Genomic DNA, 17013 nt, shown 5'->3' with positions numbered 1-17013 from the left:
CTTGCGGGGGAGATGGCCGGCAGGCCAGAGGGGGGTGTGAAGGAACGCTGCGTTCGAAGCTGTCGCAGCAAACAGCCCAAGCTCTAAACCCGTCTCTCCACCATCATCTTCTTGATCTCCGCGATCGCCTTGGCCGGGTTCAGGCCCTTCGGGCAGGTCTGCGCGCAGTTCATGATGGTGTGACAGCGATAGAGCCGGAACGGGTCTTCCAGGTTGTCGAGGCGTTCGCCGGTGGCCTCGTCGCGCGAATCGATCAGCCAGCGATAGGCCTGCAGCAGCGTCGCCGGGCCGAGATACCGCTCGCCGTTCCACCAGTAGCTCGGGCAGGAGGTCGAGCAGCAGGCGCACAGGATGCATTCATAGAGCCCGTCGAGCTTCTCGCGGTCCTCATGGCTCTGYAGCCACTCCTTGGCAGGGGTCGGCGACACCGTCTTCAGCCACGGCTCGATCGAAGCGTGCTGGGCGTAGAAAGTGGTGAGGTCCGGCACCAGGTCTTTGATCACCGGCATATGCGGCAGCGGATAGACCTTCACCGCGCCGGAAATGTCGTCTGCGCCCTTGGTGCAGGCGAGCGTGTTGGAGCCGTCGATGTTCATGGCGCAGGAGCCGCAAATGCCCTCGCGGCAGGAGCGGCGCAGCGTCAGCGTCGGGTCGATCTTGTTCTTGATCCAGAGCAGCGCGTCGAGAACCATCGGCCCGCAATCGTCCATGTCGACGAAATAGGTATCCATGCGCGGGTTCTCGTCGTCGTCCGGCGACCAGCGATAGATCCGGTATTCGCGGAGGTTCGTGGCCCCCTCCGGCTTCGGCCAGGTCTTGCCCTGCTGAATTTTCGAATTCTTGGGAAGCGTGAGTTCGACCATTACCTGCGGTCCTTTCGGATGACGAGCTTCAGCCCGGACCAGATTTCGTTCACGGCGGCGACCTTGACGTCGACGAGGTCGAGCTTGAGCGCTTGCGTGCGGATCACGTCCTCGGTGACGTCTGTCGCCACTTTCGATGCCTTCTTCGGCCAGGAGATCCAGACCATGCCGTCACGCTTGATTGCCGTCTCGATGCCGGCGAGACCATCCTCGATCTCGGCGCGCTGCCGGGTGAAGGCGTGCACGGCATCGTATTTCTGGCGGGCGCCCGAGATCGCCGCCCATGCGGGCAGCCGATCGACTCCGGCGAAGTCCACGGCCCCGGCCAGATCRTCAAGCTCCGGCGGCAGCGCGATGAAGGCGGCAACCATGCCGTCCTTCAGGCCGAGCTTGGCCGGAAGGGGCGTGCCGGAATATCCCGCGGCCGCCAAAGCCATGGTCAGTAGACCCTGGCCTTCGGCGCGATCTTGGCCGGGTTGATGCCGCCATCTTTTTCTGCCAGCAGCGTCTCGGTATGCACCGGCCGGTAGCTCAGCGTCACCTCGCCGTCCTCGCTGACGCGGGCGAGCGTATGCTTGCGCCAACTGGCGTCGTCGCGCTTGTCGAAATCCTCGCGCGCGTGGGCGCCGCGGCTTTCCTTGCGCGCCTCCGCGCCGTAGACCGTGGCGATGGCGTTGGCCATCAGATTTTCCAGCTCCAGCGTCTCGACGAGGTCGGAGTTCCAGATCATCGAGCGGTCGAAGACCTTGAGGTCCTTGAGCTCGCCCCAGAGTTCCGAAACGCGCCTGCAGCCGTTTTCGAGCGATTCCTGCGTGCGGAACACGGCGGCGTCTTCCTGCATCGCCCGCTGCATCTTCTCACGCAGCACCGCCGTCGGCGTCGAGCCGTTGGCGTGGCGCAGCCTGTCAAAGCGGTCCATGATCTTTTCGACCGAGGCCGCGTTAGGCGCGGGGATAGCCGACTTGCGGTCGATCACCTGGCCGGCGCGCAGCGCTGCGGCGCGACCGAACACGACGAGGTCGATCAGCGAGTTGGAGCCCAGCCGGTTGGCGCCATGCACCGAGGCGCAGCCGGCCTCGCCCACTGCCATCAGGCCGGGCGATACCCGGTCCGGGTCTTCCGCCGTCGGGTTGAGCGCCTCGCCCCAATAATTGGTCGGCACGCCGCCCATATTGTAGTGCACCGTCGGCAGCACCGGGATCGGCTCCTTGGTGAGGTCGACGCCGGCGAAGATCTTGGCCGATTCCGAAATGCCCGGCAGCCGCTCGTGCAGCACGGCCGGATCGAGATGGTCGAGATGCAGGAAGATGTGGTCCTTGTTCTTGCCGACGCCGCGTCCCTCGCGGATTTCCAGCGTCATGCAGCGTGAAACCACATCGCGGGAGGCGAGGTCCTTGGCCGACGGCGCGTAGCGCTCCATGAAGCGTTCGCCCTCGGAGTTGACGAGATAGCCGCCCTCGCCGCGCGCGCCCTCGGTGATCAGGCAGCCGGCTCCGTAGATGCCCGTCGGGTGGAACTGCACGAACTCCATGTCCTGCAGCGGCAGCCCGGCCCGCGCGGCCATGCCRCCGCCGTCGCCGGTGCAGGTGTGCGCCGAGGTGGCGGAGAAATAGGCGCGGCCATAGCCGCCTGTCGCAAGCACCACCATCTTCGCCGAGAAGCGATGAATGGTGCCGTCGTCGAGGTTCCAGGCCACGACGCCGGTGCAGGTGCCGTCCGGCTCCATGATCAGGTCGAGCGCGAAATACTCGATGAAGAACTGCGCGTTGTTCTTCAGCGACTGGCCGTAGAGCGTGTGCAGGATGGCGTGGCCGGTGCGGTCGGCGGCGGCACAGGTGCGCTGCACCGGCGRCCCGTCGCCGTAATTCATCATATGGCCGCCGAACGGCCGCTGATAGATCTTGCCTTCCTCGGTGCGCGAGAACGGCACGCCGTAATGCTCGAGCTCGTAGACCGCCGCCGGCGCCTCGCGCACCATATATTCCCATGGCGTCGACGTCGCCCAGCCAGTCCGACCCCTTGACGGTGTCATACATGTGCCACTGCCAGGAATCAGGACCCATGTTGGACAGCGAGGCGGCGATGCCGCCTTGCGCCGCGACCGTATGCGAGCGGGTCRGGAACACTTTGGTGATGCAGGCGGTGCGCAGGCCCTGCTCGGCCATRCCGAGCGTCGCGCGCAGCCCGGYACCGCCGGCGCCGACGATCACCACATCGAATTTGTGGTCGACAAAGGTGTAGGCGGAAGCGGTGTTGGCGGTTGATGCGTCCTTGGYCAAGACTTCAGCCTCCGAGTGCCAGTTTGAGCAGGGCGAAGAGCGAAGCGACGCCGACTGCTATCGGGAAGAAGGTGTTGAGCGCGATCAGCRCCAGCTTCATGCCTTCGCCATGGACGTAGTCTTCGATGATCACCTGCATGCCGAGGCGCATGTGGTAGAGCCCGGAGATCAGCACCAGCGCCAGCACCAGAGCCACGAACGGATTGGCGAGCGAAGCCCGCACGTCGGCATAGCCGTGGCCGTTGACCGCGATCAGAAAGCCGACGAAGAACAGGATCAGCGGTATGTTGGCGATCGCGGTCAGCCGCTGGCGCCAGAAGTGGCCGGTGCCTTCGCGGGCCGAGCCGAGGCCGCGGACCCGGCCGAGCGGCGTGCGCATGTCGGTGTTGTTCGCGCTCATCAGAAAGCTCCCCGCGCCGTGTAGCCGGCGATCCAGATCAGGAGCGTGAGCAGGATCGAACCGACGAGTGTCGCCCAGGCGATCTTCGAGGCAGCGTGCTTTTCCAGCCCCGCGCCGGTGTCCCAGACGAGATGGCGAAGACCGCCCAGCATGTGGTGCATCAGCGCCCAGGTGTAGCCVAATAGGACCAGCCGGCCGAGCCAGGAACCGAAGGCCCAGTTGACCCAGTCGAAGCTGGCTTGCGAGCTCGACGCCGCGATCAGCCACGCGGCAACCAGAAGTGTGCCGAAGTAAAGCGCGCCGCCGGTGATGCGATGGATGATCGACATCGTCATCGTGATCGGCGGCCGGTAGACCGTCAGATGCGGCGAAAGCGGCCGTTCACGTCTGGCAACTGCGCGGGTGGCTGGTGACTTGCTCATGGCTCCCCCAGTTCGGCGTCCCGGAGCCGCTAAGGATGCGGCCTTTGCCGCTTTCATTCATGACTTCGGACAGCCGGTTTCTAATGCCCTTTTTGCACCGCGTCAAAGCCGGAAAATCGTTTTGGAAACATCATTTAGTCTGACAAACAGGGGAAATTCCGCTTCAATCGATTAGCCAGCAATGCGGAGTCGGCGGAGCCGTCGCTGCAGTGCGGTATGCTGATGGAGACCGACCGCGTCACCGTCTGCAGGTGAGCGGCCTCGCCCCTTTCTTCATCACCAGCGCTTCGCCGCCGTCGATCACGATCGCGTCATGCGTCGCCGCCTGGTAGCGGCTGCTCTGGTTGGCGGGCGACGCTGCGAACTCTTCGGTCCAGCCATCCGGCCCTGCCACACGCAGCGACGTGCCGAGATTTTGGATGGAGATCATGCCGCCATTGCCGCATCTGTACGTGGCCGTTCCGACGCCGGACCGCGGCACGGTCAGGTCGGTGGTGATCTTGGTCGCGGGTGCCGGAGGTGTTGCCGGTGTCTTGGGCGCTGCAGATAGCGCCGGGGTCGTAGGCTGCAGAACCGGAGCAGGCGAGATCGCCGGCGATGCCGTGCTTGCCGCCTTGGGCGCGCCGTCCTGCGGCACGCAGGCAGTGGCCGCAAGCAGCAGCGGAACAACGAGCGACACCCGAACCGTGCGGCCAAACCTCATATGCTCCCCCCTTTCGTGCGCGGCACGCTAGCGAYGCGGCGAGCCAAGATCAAGCTCGCTCCAGAGACGGCCGGCTGGCCCGCGCGCCACGATCTGTCGAACCGATCCGCCGAAATTAACCATGTTCATCAAGTTCCGATGCTGAAGACCCGTCTGCCCCTTAACAAAGGTTAAGAAAGGGTTAATTTCCGATTCGAACGACGTTTTGCAGCGCGATCCCAGGTGCCGCGCTGTCCAAGGAGAGCGACATGCGTTCGAATTCCGTGCGGGCCAGCTTCGCCGCCGCCGCGTTGGCGGCGCTCGCCACCGCAATGGCCRCTCCGGCCGAGGCCGGTTTGCGGCACCACGACCGCGTCTATGCCGATTCCTTCGGCAACCTCGTTGTCGACAGCGCCGCCGGCTACAAGCGCATCATCGTCGGCAAAGGCAAGCTCGCCAAGAAGCTTTCCGACTACACCGGCGCCGGCCGGCCCGGCATGACTTACCAGGAATCGGACGATGCCGGCTGGCCGGGCTGCTACCAGCCGCCGGTCTTCGTGAAGGGCCGCTCTTACATGTACGGGCTTTCCGACGGCGAGATGCCCAACCTCAGCCCCTGCCGCTGAGCGCCTTGGGCTGTCGCCTCTCTGGTTCGGCCGACATGCGCACGCAGTTACGGCCGGCGCCCTTGGCCTGGTAGAGCGCCTCGTCGGCGCGACGCAGCAGATTTGAAAAATCCTCGTCCGCGGCAAGCTCGGCGACGCCGAAGCTTGCGCTGCAGCGGTGATCGACAGGCAGGCCGTCAATCGGCAAAGCGCCGAACGCGCTGCGCGTCCCCTCGGCAAACAGCCGCGCCCCGGCAAGGTTGGTGCTGGGCAGGATGATGGCGAATTCCTCCCCGCCGATGCGGCCGGCGACATGATGCTCGGCCGCCGCCTCGCGCAGCAAGCCGGCAAAGGTTTCGATGGCACGGTCGCCGCAGGCATGGCCGTAGCCGTCGTTGATGCTCTTGAAATGGTCGAGGTCGGCAACGACCAGCGCCACCGGAACGCCGTGGCGCACCGCGTCCCTCAGCGCGAGCTCGGCATGGCGCTCGAAGCCGCCGCGGTTGAACAGCCGCGACAGCGTGTCGGTTTCCGATTTCGACGTCGCCTCGGCCAGCACGTCGCGCACCAGTACGGCGAGGGCAAGCAGTGYCAGCGCCAGGCCGAACACGGTGCCAAGCGATTGCGACACCAGAGCATAGCTCGTCCCGACATAGGATTGCGGATTGGCGCCCCAGCCGCCCAGAGCGCCGGCGATGAAAGGCTTCGAGGCGAACTGCACCATGCTCGCCGCCAGCACCGCCATCAAAATATGATCGAGCTGGGCGAGCCTTTGTCTGGACGAGAGCACGATGCCGAGAGCGGTGAACTGCATGGCGGCATAAGGAAGCTGGTAGGCCATCATGCGGGTGAGCGAGTGGCGCGGYAGATCCTGCACCAGATAGACGGCGACCGAAGCGACGAGCAGAAAGAGCAACATCGACGCCCAGGGCGGGATCACGCCATATTTGTGGGCGAGTCCGCCATTGAAGGCGATGGTAGCGCCAAGAAAGACGGCGAAGGCGACAACGACCGGCAGCCGGGCATCGGCAAAGGCGGGAATGCTGAATTCGATGGCGAAATAGGCCATGCCGAGCACATAGCCGAAGGCCAGCCAGCGCGCCGCCGCGCGGCCGACATCATAGACAGCGACCGTCATGAAAGCCGCCGCCAGCAGCCCGGCGACGAACAGATTGATCACCAGGATGAAATCGGCGCTGCCCATGTTTTCCTTCGACGATAGCGGTGGGCAGGAAACCATCGACGGGCGAAAATCGCGTTAACGCGCGGGGGGCAGCTTGCCTCAGCCGAGGCTGAGCGGCTCGGCAACGAAAGCGGTCTCGGGCCGCTCGTAGGAGAGGCGGACGCTGTCGCGGCCGCTCCTCTTTGCCTTGTAGAGCGCCTCGTCGGCGCGCCGCATCATCGGCGCCAGCCCCTCATTGCCGCTGCGGGCGGCGACGCCGAAGCTCGCCGTCACTCTTGTGCCGGCGGGAAGCCCGTCGACCGCGCCGGCAGAGTAATAGGCGCGGATTGCTTCCGCGAACAGGCGCGCAGAGGCGAGATCGCTGAGCGGCAGAAGCACGGCGAACTCCTCGCCGCCGATGCGGCCGGCAGCACCCCGGGTGCCCGTGGCAAAATGCAGCTTGGCGGCGAAATCGGCAATCACCCGGTCTCCCGCCTCGTGTCCGTAATGATCGTTGAGCGCCTTGAAGTGATCGAGGTCGGCCAGCACCAGGGCGACAGGGAGCCCCGCCTTGGCGCATTGATCGAGCAGAAGTGCCGCCCGTTCCTGGAAGCCGCGGCGGTTGAGGAGCCCGGACAGCGGGTCGGTGTGGGTCTCGGCCTTCAGCGCCTTCATGACATCGAGCGCCGCGGCAGTGAACAGGCTGAGCGCGATCAGGAGCGACAAAAGCGCGTGCGAGAGCAGCGCCGTGGTCCAGTAGGACGAGCCGTAGAAGCCGTCGTAGCTTAGGAAAGGTCCATGCGCGATGACGACAATCAGCGTGCGGGCGATGAAGTTCAGCGCCGAAAGCAGCGAGAGCACGAACAGGATCTTTTCGATCGGGCCGTTGTTGCGCACTGTCCTGAGCTCGGCGGCGACCAGCAGGCTGAGGCCGCCGAGGCCGAAATTCATGGCAAGCACGCGCCAGGTGAGATCCGGCTGGACGAACATGAACCATGAGAAGGCGGCGAGTCCCCCGCCGGTCGCGATGCCGATGCCGATATAGGGCACGCGTCGGCCGCAACGCGCGACAACCGCGCTGGAAAGGCAGCAGGCGGCCATCGTGAAGCATATGTTGGAGATCAGCTTGGTCGGAACGATGCCGACGGGCAGTGTGAAATAWTGCAGCAGGAAGCCCGACGCCGACAGGCAATAGCTCGCCGCCAGAACCGCCAGATATGGACGATGGCGCTGATAGAACCACAGCACGAGGAACGCAGCGCCGAGCGCCAGCGCTATCGTCGGATTGAGCAGCGCGATCAGCAGACCGGTGTCCAAGGGCTGCGACTTCCCCAACTTACCTAAGGGGAGATGCTAGGACGGAAGCGCAAACAAGCGGTTAAGTCACAAGCGGCCGGGCAACGGGCAGCTACGGGACCGAAGCGCGGAACAGCCGCCTGACGCGGGCGTTTTCAGGCAAAACAGGAGAACCCCGATGGCCGGTACTATCACTCTGACCGATCACGATGCGATCCGTTCCTGGGCAGCRGCGCGCGCCGGATTTCCGGCCGTGGTCGACGTCTCGCCCGAGGCCGGGACGCAACCCATGCTGCGGCTGGTTTTTGGCCAGCACGCCTATGAGGACACCGACCGGCCGGAGCCGTTCAACGCTGGCGGTTATGAGCTGGTCGAATGGGATGAATGGTTCAGGATTTTCGAAGAGCGAAAGCTGGCGCTGTTGGTTGCCGTCGACGAGCCGGGCCGGCGCGAGGAGTTCCACCAGATCGTTCGCAGGGAGGGCCRCTAGCAATTTAGGAATGGCGTGCGGGGGGTTCCGTTATGCGAAACGCTGAACTGCTCTGGCAAGGCCTGCAAGCAAAAGCCCGGACCGCACGCGGTCCGGGCCTTTCTTAGCGTTCCAAGCCGGCTGCTATTTCCAGTCGCGGATATCGACGAAGTGGCCGGCGATCGCCGCCGCCGCCGCCATGGCCGGAGACACCAGATGGGTGCGGCCCTTGAAGCCCTGCCGGCCCTCGAAATTGCGGTTCGAGGTCGAGGCGCAGCGCTCATGCGGCTTCAGCCGGTCGTCGTTCATGGCGAGGCACATCGAGCAGCCCGGCTCGCGCCAGTCGAAGCCGGCGGCGACGAAGATCTTGTCGAGGCCCTCGGCCTCCGCCTGCTCCTTGACCAGGCCGGAGCCGGGCACGATCATCGCACTGACGCGCGGATTGACCTTCTTGCCCTCGACCACCTTGGCGGCGGCGCGCAGGTCCTCGATGCGACCGTTGGTGCAGGAGCCGATGAACACGCGGTCGAGCATGATGTCGGTGATCTTGGTTCCYGGCGTCAGCCCCATATAGTCGAGCGCGCGYAGCTTCGACGTGCGCTTGTTCTCGTCGGCGATTTCCYCCGGATTGGGCACCACGCCCTGCACCGAGACGACGTCCTCGGGCGAGGAGCCCCAGGAGACGATCGGCGGCAGCTTCTGTGCGTCGAGCACGACCACCTTGTCGAAATGCGCGCCTTCCTCGGAATGCAGCGTCTTCCAGTAGGCCATTGCCGCATCCCAGGCCGCGCCCTTGGGCGCGCGCGGCTTGTCCTTCACATAGGCGAAGGTCGTCTCGTCCGGCGCGATCAGGCCGGCGCGGGCGCCGCCTTCGATCGACATGTTGCAGATTGTCATGCGGCCTTCCATCGACAGCGAGCGGATCGCCTCGCCGGCATATTCGATGACGTATCCGGTGCCGCCTGCGGTGCCGATCTCGCCGATGATGGCGAGGATGATGTCCTTGGCTGTGACGCCTTCCGGCAGCGTGCCGTCGACGCGCACCAGCATGTTCTTGGCTTTGCGCTGGATCAGCGTCTGGGTGGCCAGCACATGCTCGACCTCGGAGGTTCCGATCCCATGAGCCAAGGCGCCGAAGGCGCCGTGCGTGGAGGTGTGGCTGTCGCCGCAGACGATGGTCATGCCGGGGAGCGTGAAGCCCTGCTCCGGTCCGATGATATGGACGATGCCCTGGCGGACGTCGTTCTCGGAGTAGTAGTCGATGCCGAAATCCTTGGCATTCTTGGCCAGCGCCTCGACCTGGATGCGGCTTTCCTCGTTCTTGATGCCGAACTTGCGCTCGGGCGAGGTCGGCACGTTGTGGTCGACGACGGCCAGCGTCTTTTCCGGATGGCGAACCTTGCGGCCGCTCATCCGCAGGCCCTCGAAGGCCTGCGGGCTGGTGACCTCGTGCACGAGGTGGCGGTCGATATAGAGCAGGCAGGTGCCGTCGTCCTGGCGGTCGACGACATGGTCGTCGAAGATCTTGTCGTAGAGGGTGCGCGGTGCGCTCATGTGCGTAAATCCGTCGATATGAAAAAGGGAAAGCTGGCGCCGAGGCTTGAAGCCGGCCAAGCGACTTGATCAGTYGGCCTCAGCTAAGTCGGCTGGTGAGCGCGCCGCAGACCCGCGCGGCAAATCGCGACGGCAGGCGCTTCCTGTCCTGCAGCACGAAACCCTTGTAGGCCGGATCGCCGAAAAGCTCTTCCATGGCGGGGTAGATAGCAATGTTTTGGCATTTCAGCAATTGGCCCATAGCCGGCGGTTTGCGTCCGCCGCTGCACGTTGACGCTGCCCCTCATCCCCCTGCCGGGACCTTCTCCCCGTATAGTGACGAGGAGAAGAGGYTGTCCGCGACGTCAACTCTCTTCCTCCAAGGCTGGCAATTGTGGAAATCGCCGATGAGAGCGTTCCCTCTCCCCGTCATTATACGGGGAGAGGATGCCGGCAGGCAGGTGAGGGGCGGCGCCGACATCGGCGATCAAGGCTCACATCACCTCAAAGACGAAAGTCTTCACCAGCGCTTCCGGGTCGCCGATCGCATAGCAGCGGAACCATGGACTTTCCTCCGCCGGTCGCCACTTCCCCGCCTGCGTGAGCTCGTCGAACACCGCCTGGAAGCCGCCACTTTCGAACACCTGGTCGCGCACGGTGAAGATGGCGTGGCCGCCGCTCTTCGTGATGCGAACCAGTTCGTGCAGGCCGGCGGCCGGCGCATGGCCGATGGTGAACACGCCGGTCGAGAAGAAGGCGCGGAAATGCCTATCCGGCCAGGGCAGCGGGCCGCCGAGCATCGCCTTCTTCAGCTCRCCATAGGCCCGCCGGCTGCCGGCTATCTTCAGCATGTCGTCGGAGAGGTCGAGGCCGGCGATGTCGCCATAGCCCAGTGCCTTGAGCGAGGATCCCGACAGGCCGGTGCCGCAGCCGRCATCGAGCAGCGGCCCCTCGCCCGCCGGAACATGGCGCGCCACCCAGGCGGTAATGAGGAACGGCAGGAGATAGCCGAGCGAGGCGGTCTCGCTGTCATAGGTCGCCGCCCACTCGGCATAGGCTATGGCCAGCGCTTCCGGCGTCTCGGCCGAATAGACGGAATCCAGCGCCRCATTGGCCTTGTCGAAATTCATCGGTCTGTTCCCGGACGTTACCAACCCAAGGAGCGTAGCGCGGTCTTTGCCCGGCGGCTATTCCTCATGCTGCCGGCRCAGCCTTTTCTCCAGCGCCCTCAGCACCAATGACAGGCCGACGGTCAGGATGAGATAGATATAGGCGACGATCGAATAGGTCTCGAAGAAGCGGAACGAGCCGGCGGCATAGACCTTGCCGATCTGCGTGATGTCGGCGACGCCGAGCACCGAGACCAGGGAGGAGTCCTTGACCATGGCGACGAAGTCGTTGCCGAGCGGCGGCAGGATAGTGYGGATCGCCTGCGGGAAGACGATCAGCCGGAAGCGCTGCACCCGCGTCAGCCCCAGCGCCTTGGCGGCTTCGATCTGACCTTTCTCGACCGACTGGATGCCGGCCCGGAAAACCTCGGAGATGAAAGCCGAATAGCCGATGGTCAGCGCCATGATGGCGCGCCACAGAAGTGAGACGTCGCGCACCAGCAGTTCGCCCATCCAGCCGGCGCCCTGCAACGGCGCCGTCAGCGCGTTCCAGGCCGCGACGAAGGCCGGCGCACCGGCAAAGGCGATCCAGAACAGGAGCACCAGGATCGGCACGCCGCGGATGATCTCGACATAGAAGCGTGCGATCTGCCGCAGCCATTGCGAACCGGACAATGCCATGAGCGCAATGCCGAGCCCAAGCGCCGAGGCCAGTAAGAAGGCGACCACCGTGACGAAGATGGTGATGCCGATGCCCTTGGCGACGGTGGCGAAGACCTCGGCGTAGAGGTCGCTCACGGCAATGGCCAGCGCCGCGGCAAGAGCAAGGACGGCCGCGGCGGCCAGCCACCAGGGGAATTCGGATTTGGATGTGGAGGTTGCTTCGGACATCAGGCGATGCCGGCAAGATAATTGCGAAGGCCGCGTTCCGGCACACCCCCCTCTGCCCTGCCGGTCATCTCCCCCGCAAGGGGGGAGATTAGACGTCGCTTTGGCTTTCGCCGACCTTCGGCGTCGCAGAATTGGTGGCGAGGCCAAAGCTGCCAATCTCCCCCCTTGCGGGGGAGATGGCCGGCAGGCCAGAGGGGGGTGGGAAGGAATGAGGCTTTCGCGGCTTTCCGCCCGTCGCCATTGCGCACCGCCCGCAACAAGATGGACCTACTGCCCCATCTTGTAATCAAGGAACCACTTCTTGTTCAGCGCGTCGAGCGTGCCGTCGGCCTTGAGCGCGGCGATCGCGGCGTTGACCGGCTTCACCAGGTCGGAGCCCTTGGGGAAGATGAAGCCGAAATCCTCCGTGCCGAGCGGGCCGCCGATCAGCTTCAGCTTGCCTTCGGAGGCATCGACATAGCCCTTGCCGGCGGTGCCGTCGGTGAGCACCACGTCGACATCGCCGGACTTCAGCGCCTGGACGCTGGCGCCGAACGTTTCGAACAGCTTGATGCGTGGGTTCTGCTCGTTRCCGTCGAGCACGCTGTAGACGGCGGTGTAGAAAGGCGTGGTGCCGGCCTGCGCGCCGATCAGCCCGTCCTTGAAGGCGGCGAAACTCTTGGCGTCGGTGAAGCGCTTTTCGTCGCCGCGCACCAGCATGAACTGTTCCGAGCGCATATAGGGATCGGAGAAGTCGACCTTCGCCTTGCGCTCTTCCTTGATGGTGATGCCGGTCATGCCGATATTGTACTGGTTGTCGGAAACCGCCTGGATCATCGCGTCCCAGGAGGTGTTCTGGTACTCGACCTTGAAGTTCAGCCGTTTGGCGATCTCGTCCATCGCGTCATATTCCCAGCCGATCTGCTTGCCGGTCTTCTTGTCGATGAACTGCAGCGGCGGATAGGCGTTCTCCGTCACCACCACAACCTTTTTGCCGCCGAGATCGGGCAGCGTATCGGCGAGCGCRGCGACGGGCGCAAGAAGGCAGGCCAGCAGGGCCGCCAGCAGCAGTTTCGACTTGGTCATGACAAACTCCCCAAACGTGATTGGCGCCGCGATCCCCGCACGCCAGGACAAGGCCGGCGCCGACTTTAGCTTTCCGCAAGCGCCTTGCAAGCCGGTCCGATGCGACCTTGCGCGCAAAGGTGGATTCCAATGCCTCGGCAAGATGGTTTCGGGAATTGTCCTTGCCGCGATCAATCCTGGTCGGTGGTGGAGGCCTCGCGCAGCCCGRCAACCAGCCGCGTGAGCGTGCCGTGCAGGGCTTTGAGTTCTGCCCGCTCCAACGGCATGGCGCAATCGAGCGCCGCGGTCACGTCCTTCATGTTCGCGCGCAGCGCCCAGCCCCTGGCCGTCGGCTCGACCAGAACCCTGCGCTCGTCGGCGCTGTCGCGCCGGCGGGTGACGAGGCCGCCCGCCTCCATCCGCTTGACCAGCGGCGTCAGCGTCGCCGAATCGAGGCCCAGTGCCTCGCCGAGCTCGCCGACCGTCATGGGCGAGCGCTGCCACAGCGCCAGCATCGCCAGATATTGCGGATAGGTCAGGCCGAGCGGCTCGAGCAGCGGCCGGTAGAGCCTGGTCATCAGCCCGCTTGCCGAATAGAGCGCGAAGCAGAGCTGCTGGTCGAGGCGCGGAACGGCAATCGTCCCGGCGGAATTATCCGCCGGGACGACGCCGGGTCTCGTTTCGATCTTTGTCGTCATGCCGCCTTTGCCGCAAGCGCCACCGTGGAAAGCGCCACGTCGATATTGCCCCGGATGGCGTTGGAATAGGGGCAGATCTGGTGCGCTTCCGATACAAGCGCTTCCGCGCCCTCCTGATCAAGGCCTTTCGTCTCGGCCGCCAGCGCGACGCCGAGYCTGAAGCCGCCCTGGTCGTTGGGATAGAGGCTGACGGTGGCTGTCACCGCTGCATCCTCGAGCGGCAGCTTCTTCTTGCGCGCGACGAAGCGGATCGCGCTTTCGAAGCAGGCTGCGTAACCGGCGGCGAAARGCTGTTCGGGATTGGTGGCRCCACCCTGGCCRCCAAGCTCCTTCGGCATTGCCAGATCGACCTTGAGCAGGCCGTCGCTGGTCTCGGCATAACCGGCGCGGCCGCCAACGACGCGGGCCCGGGTGGTGTAGAGTGCTGACATTTTCGTCTCCATTTACATTGTACACGATTAATTAGTGTACAAGATAAATCGATGTCAACCCCGATGTCGTCATCCTCAGTCTGCGCTCGCCTTGGCGTCGCTTCGCCCTGGGGATGACGCAGTTGCGTTCCGCCAAAACGAAAAAAGGCRGCCGAAGCCGCCTTTCCAAAACATGTCGGTTGAAGGGCCTTACTCGGCCGACRCGGACTCGGCGGCCTTCTTCTCGGCGGCGTCCTGCGCAGCTTTCTCGGCGGCCAGCGCCTCGGCGGCAGCGACCTTCTCGGCCTCGATGCGCGCCCTCTCGGCGTTGAGCGCATCGCGTTCCTCGTCGTTCAGCTTGCGGGCGCGGACGCCGGTGTTTTCCGAAATGCGGGCCGCCTTGCCGCGGCGGTCACGCAGATAATAGAGCTTGGCACGGCGCACCTTGCCGCGGCGCACGATCTCGACGCCCTCGACGAGCGGCGAATAGACCGGGAAAACGCGTTCGACACCTTCGCCGTAGGAAATCTTGCGGACGGTGAAATTCTCCTGGAAGCCGGCGCCGGAGCGGGCGATGACGACGCCCTCATAGGCCTGGACGCGGGTGCGGCTRCCTTCGGTGACGCGCACCTGGACGCGCACGGTGTCGCCGGGCTGGAATTCGGGCAGCTTGCGCTTGGCTTCGATCTTGGCGGCCTGTTCGGCCTCGAGCTGACGGATGAGATCCATCTCAATATCCACTTCTTGTTCTTCCGACAGTCAGAGCGTCCTCAGCTCGCCTTGCAGTTCCTATGACCGCTCGGTTATGCCCTTTGCCCAAGACGTTCTATCCGGGGCTTCGGGCAGGGACGGCTACACCGCCATTTGTTGACGGGCCCGGAAGATCGTTCTTCCGGTTCGGCCGGCCACATACAGCCATTTCGGCGCTTTGTCACGCCTGTGAGGTGTATTTTTTGCGCCTATGGCACCATCCAATTGCCGTCGTGCCGGGTTGYGCGAGCCTCGCAAGCTTTCTAAGCCGGAAAAGTGTACTTCCCGGACCCCGCCTCAATGACGCTCTTCAATGCCGTCCTGCTCTTCGTTGCAGGCTTTGTTTCAGGCGCCGCCAATGCGGTTGCCGGCGGCGGCACTTTCCTCACCTTCGGCGCCATGACGCTGGTGGGCCTGCCGCCGATCGCCGCCAACGCCACCTCCTCGGTGACGCAGCTGCCGGGCTACATCACCTCGACGCTCGCCTATTGGGCCGATATCCGGCATTTCTGGCGCGGCGCCCTGCTGCTTTGYCTGATCTCGGCCCTCGGCGCTCTGGCCGGATCGCTCATCCTGCTCGCGCTCGACAATCCGTCGTTCCGGGCACTGGTGCCGTGGCTGCYCATTGCCGCCACCGCGCTGTTTGCCGCCGGGCCGTGGCTGAAGCCGGCGGCCGGGCCGGAGCACCAGGCCTTGGTCGACTCACTGACAGGTTCGCTCGCACAGTTCGTGACCGCGATCTATGGCGGCTTCTTCGGCGCCGGCATGGGCGTGATGATGCTTGCGACCCTTGGCCTGACGCAAGCCGGCGACTATCACCGCCTGAACGCGCTGAAGAACATGCTGTCCATCGTCATCGCGGTTGTCGCCATCCTGGTCTTCGTTTCCGGAGGCGTCGTCGCCTGGCCGCAGGCGATCGTCATGATCCCGGGTGTCGCGCTTGGCGGCTATGCAGGCGTCTGGATCGCCAAACGCGTGCCGCAGGTCGCCGTGCGTGGCTTCGTCGTCGCCGTCGGCCTGCTCCTGGCCTTCTACTATTTCGCCAAGGGGTGACGGGCGAGCAGGTCCGGCCGCCGCTCGCGCGTCAGCTTCTCCGCCTCGGCCCGCCGCCACTCGGCAATCTTCTTGTGGTTGCCGGAGATCAGCACGTCCGGGATCGGCCGGCCTTCGAACTCCTGCGGCCGCGTGTAATGCGGATGCTCGAGCAGACCGTTCTCGAAACTTTCCTCCTCGCCCGAGACGGCATTGCCCATGACCCCGGGCAGGAGCCGCACCACGGCGTCGAGCAGCACAAGTGCGGCCGGCTCGCCGCCCGACAGGATGAAATCGCCGATCGAGACTTCCTCCAGGCCCCGTGCCTCGATCAGCCGCTGGTCGACGCCTTCGAAGCGGCCGCAGAGGATGACGGCGCCAGGCCCGGCGGCGAGCTCGCGCACGCGGGCCTGGGTGAGTGGCCTGCCGCGAGGGCTCATCAGCAGGCGCGGGCGTGGATCGCCGGGCGGCGAGGCATGGTCGATGGCTTTGGCGAGCACGTCGGCGCGCATCACCATGCCGGCGCCGCCGCCGGCCGGCGTGTCGTCGACGGTGCGGTGCCGATCGCTGGCGAAGTCGCGGATCTGGATCGCTTCCAGCGACCAGGTGCCGGCTTCCAGGGCCCGGCCGGCAAGCGACAGGCCGAGCGCGCCCGGAAACATCTCGGGATAGAGCGTCAKCACCGAGGCGGCAAAGTTCACCGGTTGCCCCCGGCGTCCTTCGGTCCGCGCGGCCGGCCTTTCGGATCGAAGCCGGAATGGCCCGGCGCCTCGCTGTCCTCGTCGTCGACCAGTCCCGCCGCCAGCGGATCGACCTGGACAAAACCGTCGGCGATCGACACATGCGGCACCGCGGCCTGGGTGAACGGGATCAGCACACCCTTGCGGCCGGCAAGCGTGACATCGAGTATGTCGCCGCCGCCGAAATTGTGCACGGCGACGACCCTGCCGATAGCGCCGGTGTCGTCCCTGACCTCCAGGCCGATGAGGTCGGCATGGTAGAATTCGTCCTCCTCGCCATCGTCCGGCAGCATCGAACGGTCGACGAACAGTTCCGTGCCGGCAAGCGCCTCGGCGGCGTTGCGGTCGCTGATGCCCTTGAAGCGCACCACCACGACCGTGCCGGCCGGCCGGATGTCGAGGATCTGGAAGGAGCGGCCGTCCTTGGTGTGCAGCGGCCCGTAATCCGCGAGCGCCAGCGGATCGCCGGTGAAGGTCTTCACCCGCAGCTCGCCCTTGATGCCGTGCGCGGCACCGATCACGGCCATCTGGACGGGGTTTTCGAGCTTCGACATCGGCGTCAATTCCTTTGCCTTGCTCTAACTCCCCAGCGCCGCCATTTCAATGACGCGCTCTTCACCGCTTCCTA

19 protein-coding genes and 1 pseudogene are annotated in these 17013 nt (G+C 65.1%); 3 read left to right on the top strand and 17 right to left on the bottom strand.

Annotation, left to right across the window (positions count from 1 at the left end):
- Positions 1–83 precede the first annotated feature (83 nt).
- The 6 genes and pseudogenes from ORS3428_RS09840 to ORS3428_RS09815 form a co-directional block, all read right to left on the bottom strand.
- On the bottom strand, positions 84–863 hold the full coding sequence (locus tag ORS3428_RS09840; protein WP_071096892.1) for a succinate dehydrogenase iron-sulfur subunit: 780 nt from the start codon (positions 861–863) through the stop codon (positions 84–86).
- Positions 863–1300, bottom strand: a complete 438-nt coding sequence (locus ORS3428_RS09835) for a DUF3052 family protein (protein WP_071096889.1) — start codon at positions 1298–1300, stop codon at positions 863–865. Before ORS3428_RS09835 ends, ORS3428_RS09840 begins: the two co-directional genes overlap by 1 nt.
- Positions 1301–1302: 2 nt before the next feature.
- Positions 1303–3142 (bottom strand): annotated as a pseudogene (gene sdhA, locus ORS3428_RS09830) (succinate dehydrogenase flavoprotein subunit).
- Between the two features lie 4 nt (positions 3143–3146).
- Entirely contained in the window at positions 3147–3542 is a 396-nt protein-coding gene (sdhD, locus tag ORS3428_RS09825) for a succinate dehydrogenase, hydrophobic membrane anchor protein (RefSeq protein ID WP_071096888.1), read from the bottom strand.
- Positions 3542–3964: a succinate dehydrogenase, cytochrome b556 subunit gene (gene sdhC / locus ORS3428_RS09820; RefSeq protein ID WP_071096885.1), complete on the bottom strand. Its 423-nt coding sequence runs from the start codon at positions 3962–3964 to the stop codon at positions 3542–3544. Before sdhC ends, sdhD begins: the two co-directional genes overlap by 1 nt.
- A gap of 238 nt (positions 3965–4202) precedes the next feature.
- Positions 4203–4667: a hypothetical protein gene (locus ORS3428_RS09815; protein WP_071096883.1), complete on the bottom strand. Its 465-nt coding sequence runs from the start codon at positions 4665–4667 to the stop codon at positions 4203–4205.
- 248 nt (positions 4668–4915) lie between these two features.
- On the opposite strand from ORS3428_RS09815, the gene ORS3428_RS09810 reads away from it, so the two are divergent.
- The gene (locus ORS3428_RS09810) at positions 4916–5272 is read left to right on the top strand and encodes a hypothetical protein (protein WP_071096881.1); all 357 of its coding nucleotides are present in this window, start codon (positions 4916–4918) and stop codon (positions 5270–5272) included.
- Here the strand turns inward: ORS3428_RS09810 and ORS3428_RS09805 are convergent.
- Together ORS3428_RS09805 and ORS3428_RS09800 are read right to left on the bottom strand one after the other, a co-directional pair.
- Entirely contained in the window at positions 5256–6455 is a 1200-nt protein-coding gene (locus ORS3428_RS09805; protein ID WP_071096879.1) for a GGDEF domain-containing protein, read from the bottom strand. The two genes, ORS3428_RS09810 and ORS3428_RS09805, sit on opposite strands and share 17 nt — an antisense overlap.
- Before the next feature lie 78 nt (positions 6456–6533).
- Positions 6534–7730: a GGDEF domain-containing protein gene (locus ORS3428_RS09800; protein ID WP_071096877.1), complete on the bottom strand. Its 1197-nt coding sequence runs from the start codon at positions 7728–7730 to the stop codon at positions 6534–6536.
- A gap of 157 nt (positions 7731–7887) precedes the next feature.
- On the opposite strand from ORS3428_RS09800, the gene ORS3428_RS09795 reads away from it, so the two are divergent.
- The gene (locus tag ORS3428_RS09795; protein ID WP_071096875.1) at positions 7888–8199 is read left to right on the top strand and encodes a hypothetical protein; all 312 of its coding nucleotides are present in this window, start codon (positions 7888–7890) and stop codon (positions 8197–8199) included.
- Between the two features lie 123 nt (positions 8200–8322).
- Here the strand turns inward: ORS3428_RS09795 and leuC are convergent, their stop codons facing one another.
- The 7 genes from leuC to rplS all read right to left on the bottom strand — a co-directional run bounded on the left by leuC (position 8323) and on the right by rplS (position 14592).
- On the bottom strand, positions 8323–9732 hold the full coding sequence (gene leuC, locus ORS3428_RS09790; protein ID WP_071096873.1) for a 3-isopropylmalate dehydratase large subunit: 1410 nt from the start codon (positions 9730–9732) through the stop codon (positions 8323–8325).
- A 473-nt stretch (positions 9733–10205) separates the two neighbouring features.
- Positions 10206–10841 (bottom strand): class I SAM-dependent DNA methyltransferase, encoded by a 636-nt coding sequence (locus tag ORS3428_RS09785; protein WP_071096870.1) that lies wholly within the window; start codon positions 10839–10841, stop codon positions 10206–10208.
- 57 nt (positions 10842–10898) lie between these two features.
- The gene (locus ORS3428_RS09780; protein ID WP_071096868.1) at positions 10899–11711 is read right to left on the bottom strand and encodes an amino acid ABC transporter permease; all 813 of its coding nucleotides are present in this window, start codon (positions 11709–11711) and stop codon (positions 10899–10901) included.
- Between the two features lie 267 nt (positions 11712–11978).
- A complete protein-coding gene (locus ORS3428_RS09775; RefSeq protein WP_071096866.1) occupies positions 11979–12776 on the bottom strand; it encodes a transporter substrate-binding domain-containing protein in 798 nt (265 codons plus the stop codon).
- Between the two features lie 170 nt (positions 12777–12946).
- The gene (locus ORS3428_RS09770; RefSeq protein ID WP_083355076.1) at positions 12947–13453 is read right to left on the bottom strand and encodes a MarR family winged helix-turn-helix transcriptional regulator; all 507 of its coding nucleotides are present in this window, start codon (positions 13451–13453) and stop codon (positions 12947–12949) included.
- Positions 13450–13884: an organic hydroperoxide resistance protein gene (locus ORS3428_RS09765; protein WP_071096900.1), complete on the bottom strand. Its 435-nt coding sequence runs from the start codon at positions 13882–13884 to the stop codon at positions 13450–13452. The genes ORS3428_RS09770 and ORS3428_RS09765 overlap by 4 nt, the downstream gene beginning before the upstream one ends.
- 189 nt (positions 13885–14073) lie before the next feature.
- A complete protein-coding gene (gene rplS, locus ORS3428_RS09760) occupies positions 14074–14592 on the bottom strand; it encodes a 50S ribosomal protein L19 (protein ID WP_071096864.1) in 519 nt (172 codons plus the stop codon).
- A 321-nt stretch (positions 14593–14913) separates the two neighbouring features.
- Here rplS and ORS3428_RS09755 point away from each other — a divergent pair, with 321 nt between their 5' ends.
- Complete coding sequence (locus tag ORS3428_RS09755; RefSeq protein WP_071096862.1) at positions 14914–15666, top strand: sulfite exporter TauE/SafE family protein; 753 nt, start codon at positions 14914–14916, stop codon at positions 15664–15666.
- Here ORS3428_RS09755 and trmD read toward each other — a convergent pair.
- Entirely contained in the window at positions 15648–16346 is a 699-nt protein-coding gene (gene trmD, locus ORS3428_RS09750) for a tRNA (guanosine(37)-N1)-methyltransferase TrmD (RefSeq protein WP_071096860.1), read from the bottom strand. The two genes, ORS3428_RS09755 and trmD, sit on opposite strands and share 19 nt — an antisense overlap.
- Positions 16343–16939: a ribosome maturation factor RimM gene (gene rimM / locus ORS3428_RS09745; RefSeq protein ID WP_071096858.1), complete on the bottom strand. Its 597-nt coding sequence runs from the start codon at positions 16937–16939 to the stop codon at positions 16343–16345. Before rimM ends, trmD begins: the two co-directional genes overlap by 4 nt.
- Between the last annotated feature and the right edge of the window lie 74 nt (positions 16940–17013).

Source organism: Mesorhizobium sp. ORS 3428 (genome assembly GCF_001854785.1).
In the GTDB taxonomy this organism is placed as follows: domain Bacteria; phylum Pseudomonadota; class Alphaproteobacteria; order Rhizobiales; family Rhizobiaceae; genus Mesorhizobium.
This window is presented reverse-complemented; position numbering and strand designations above follow the sequence as displayed.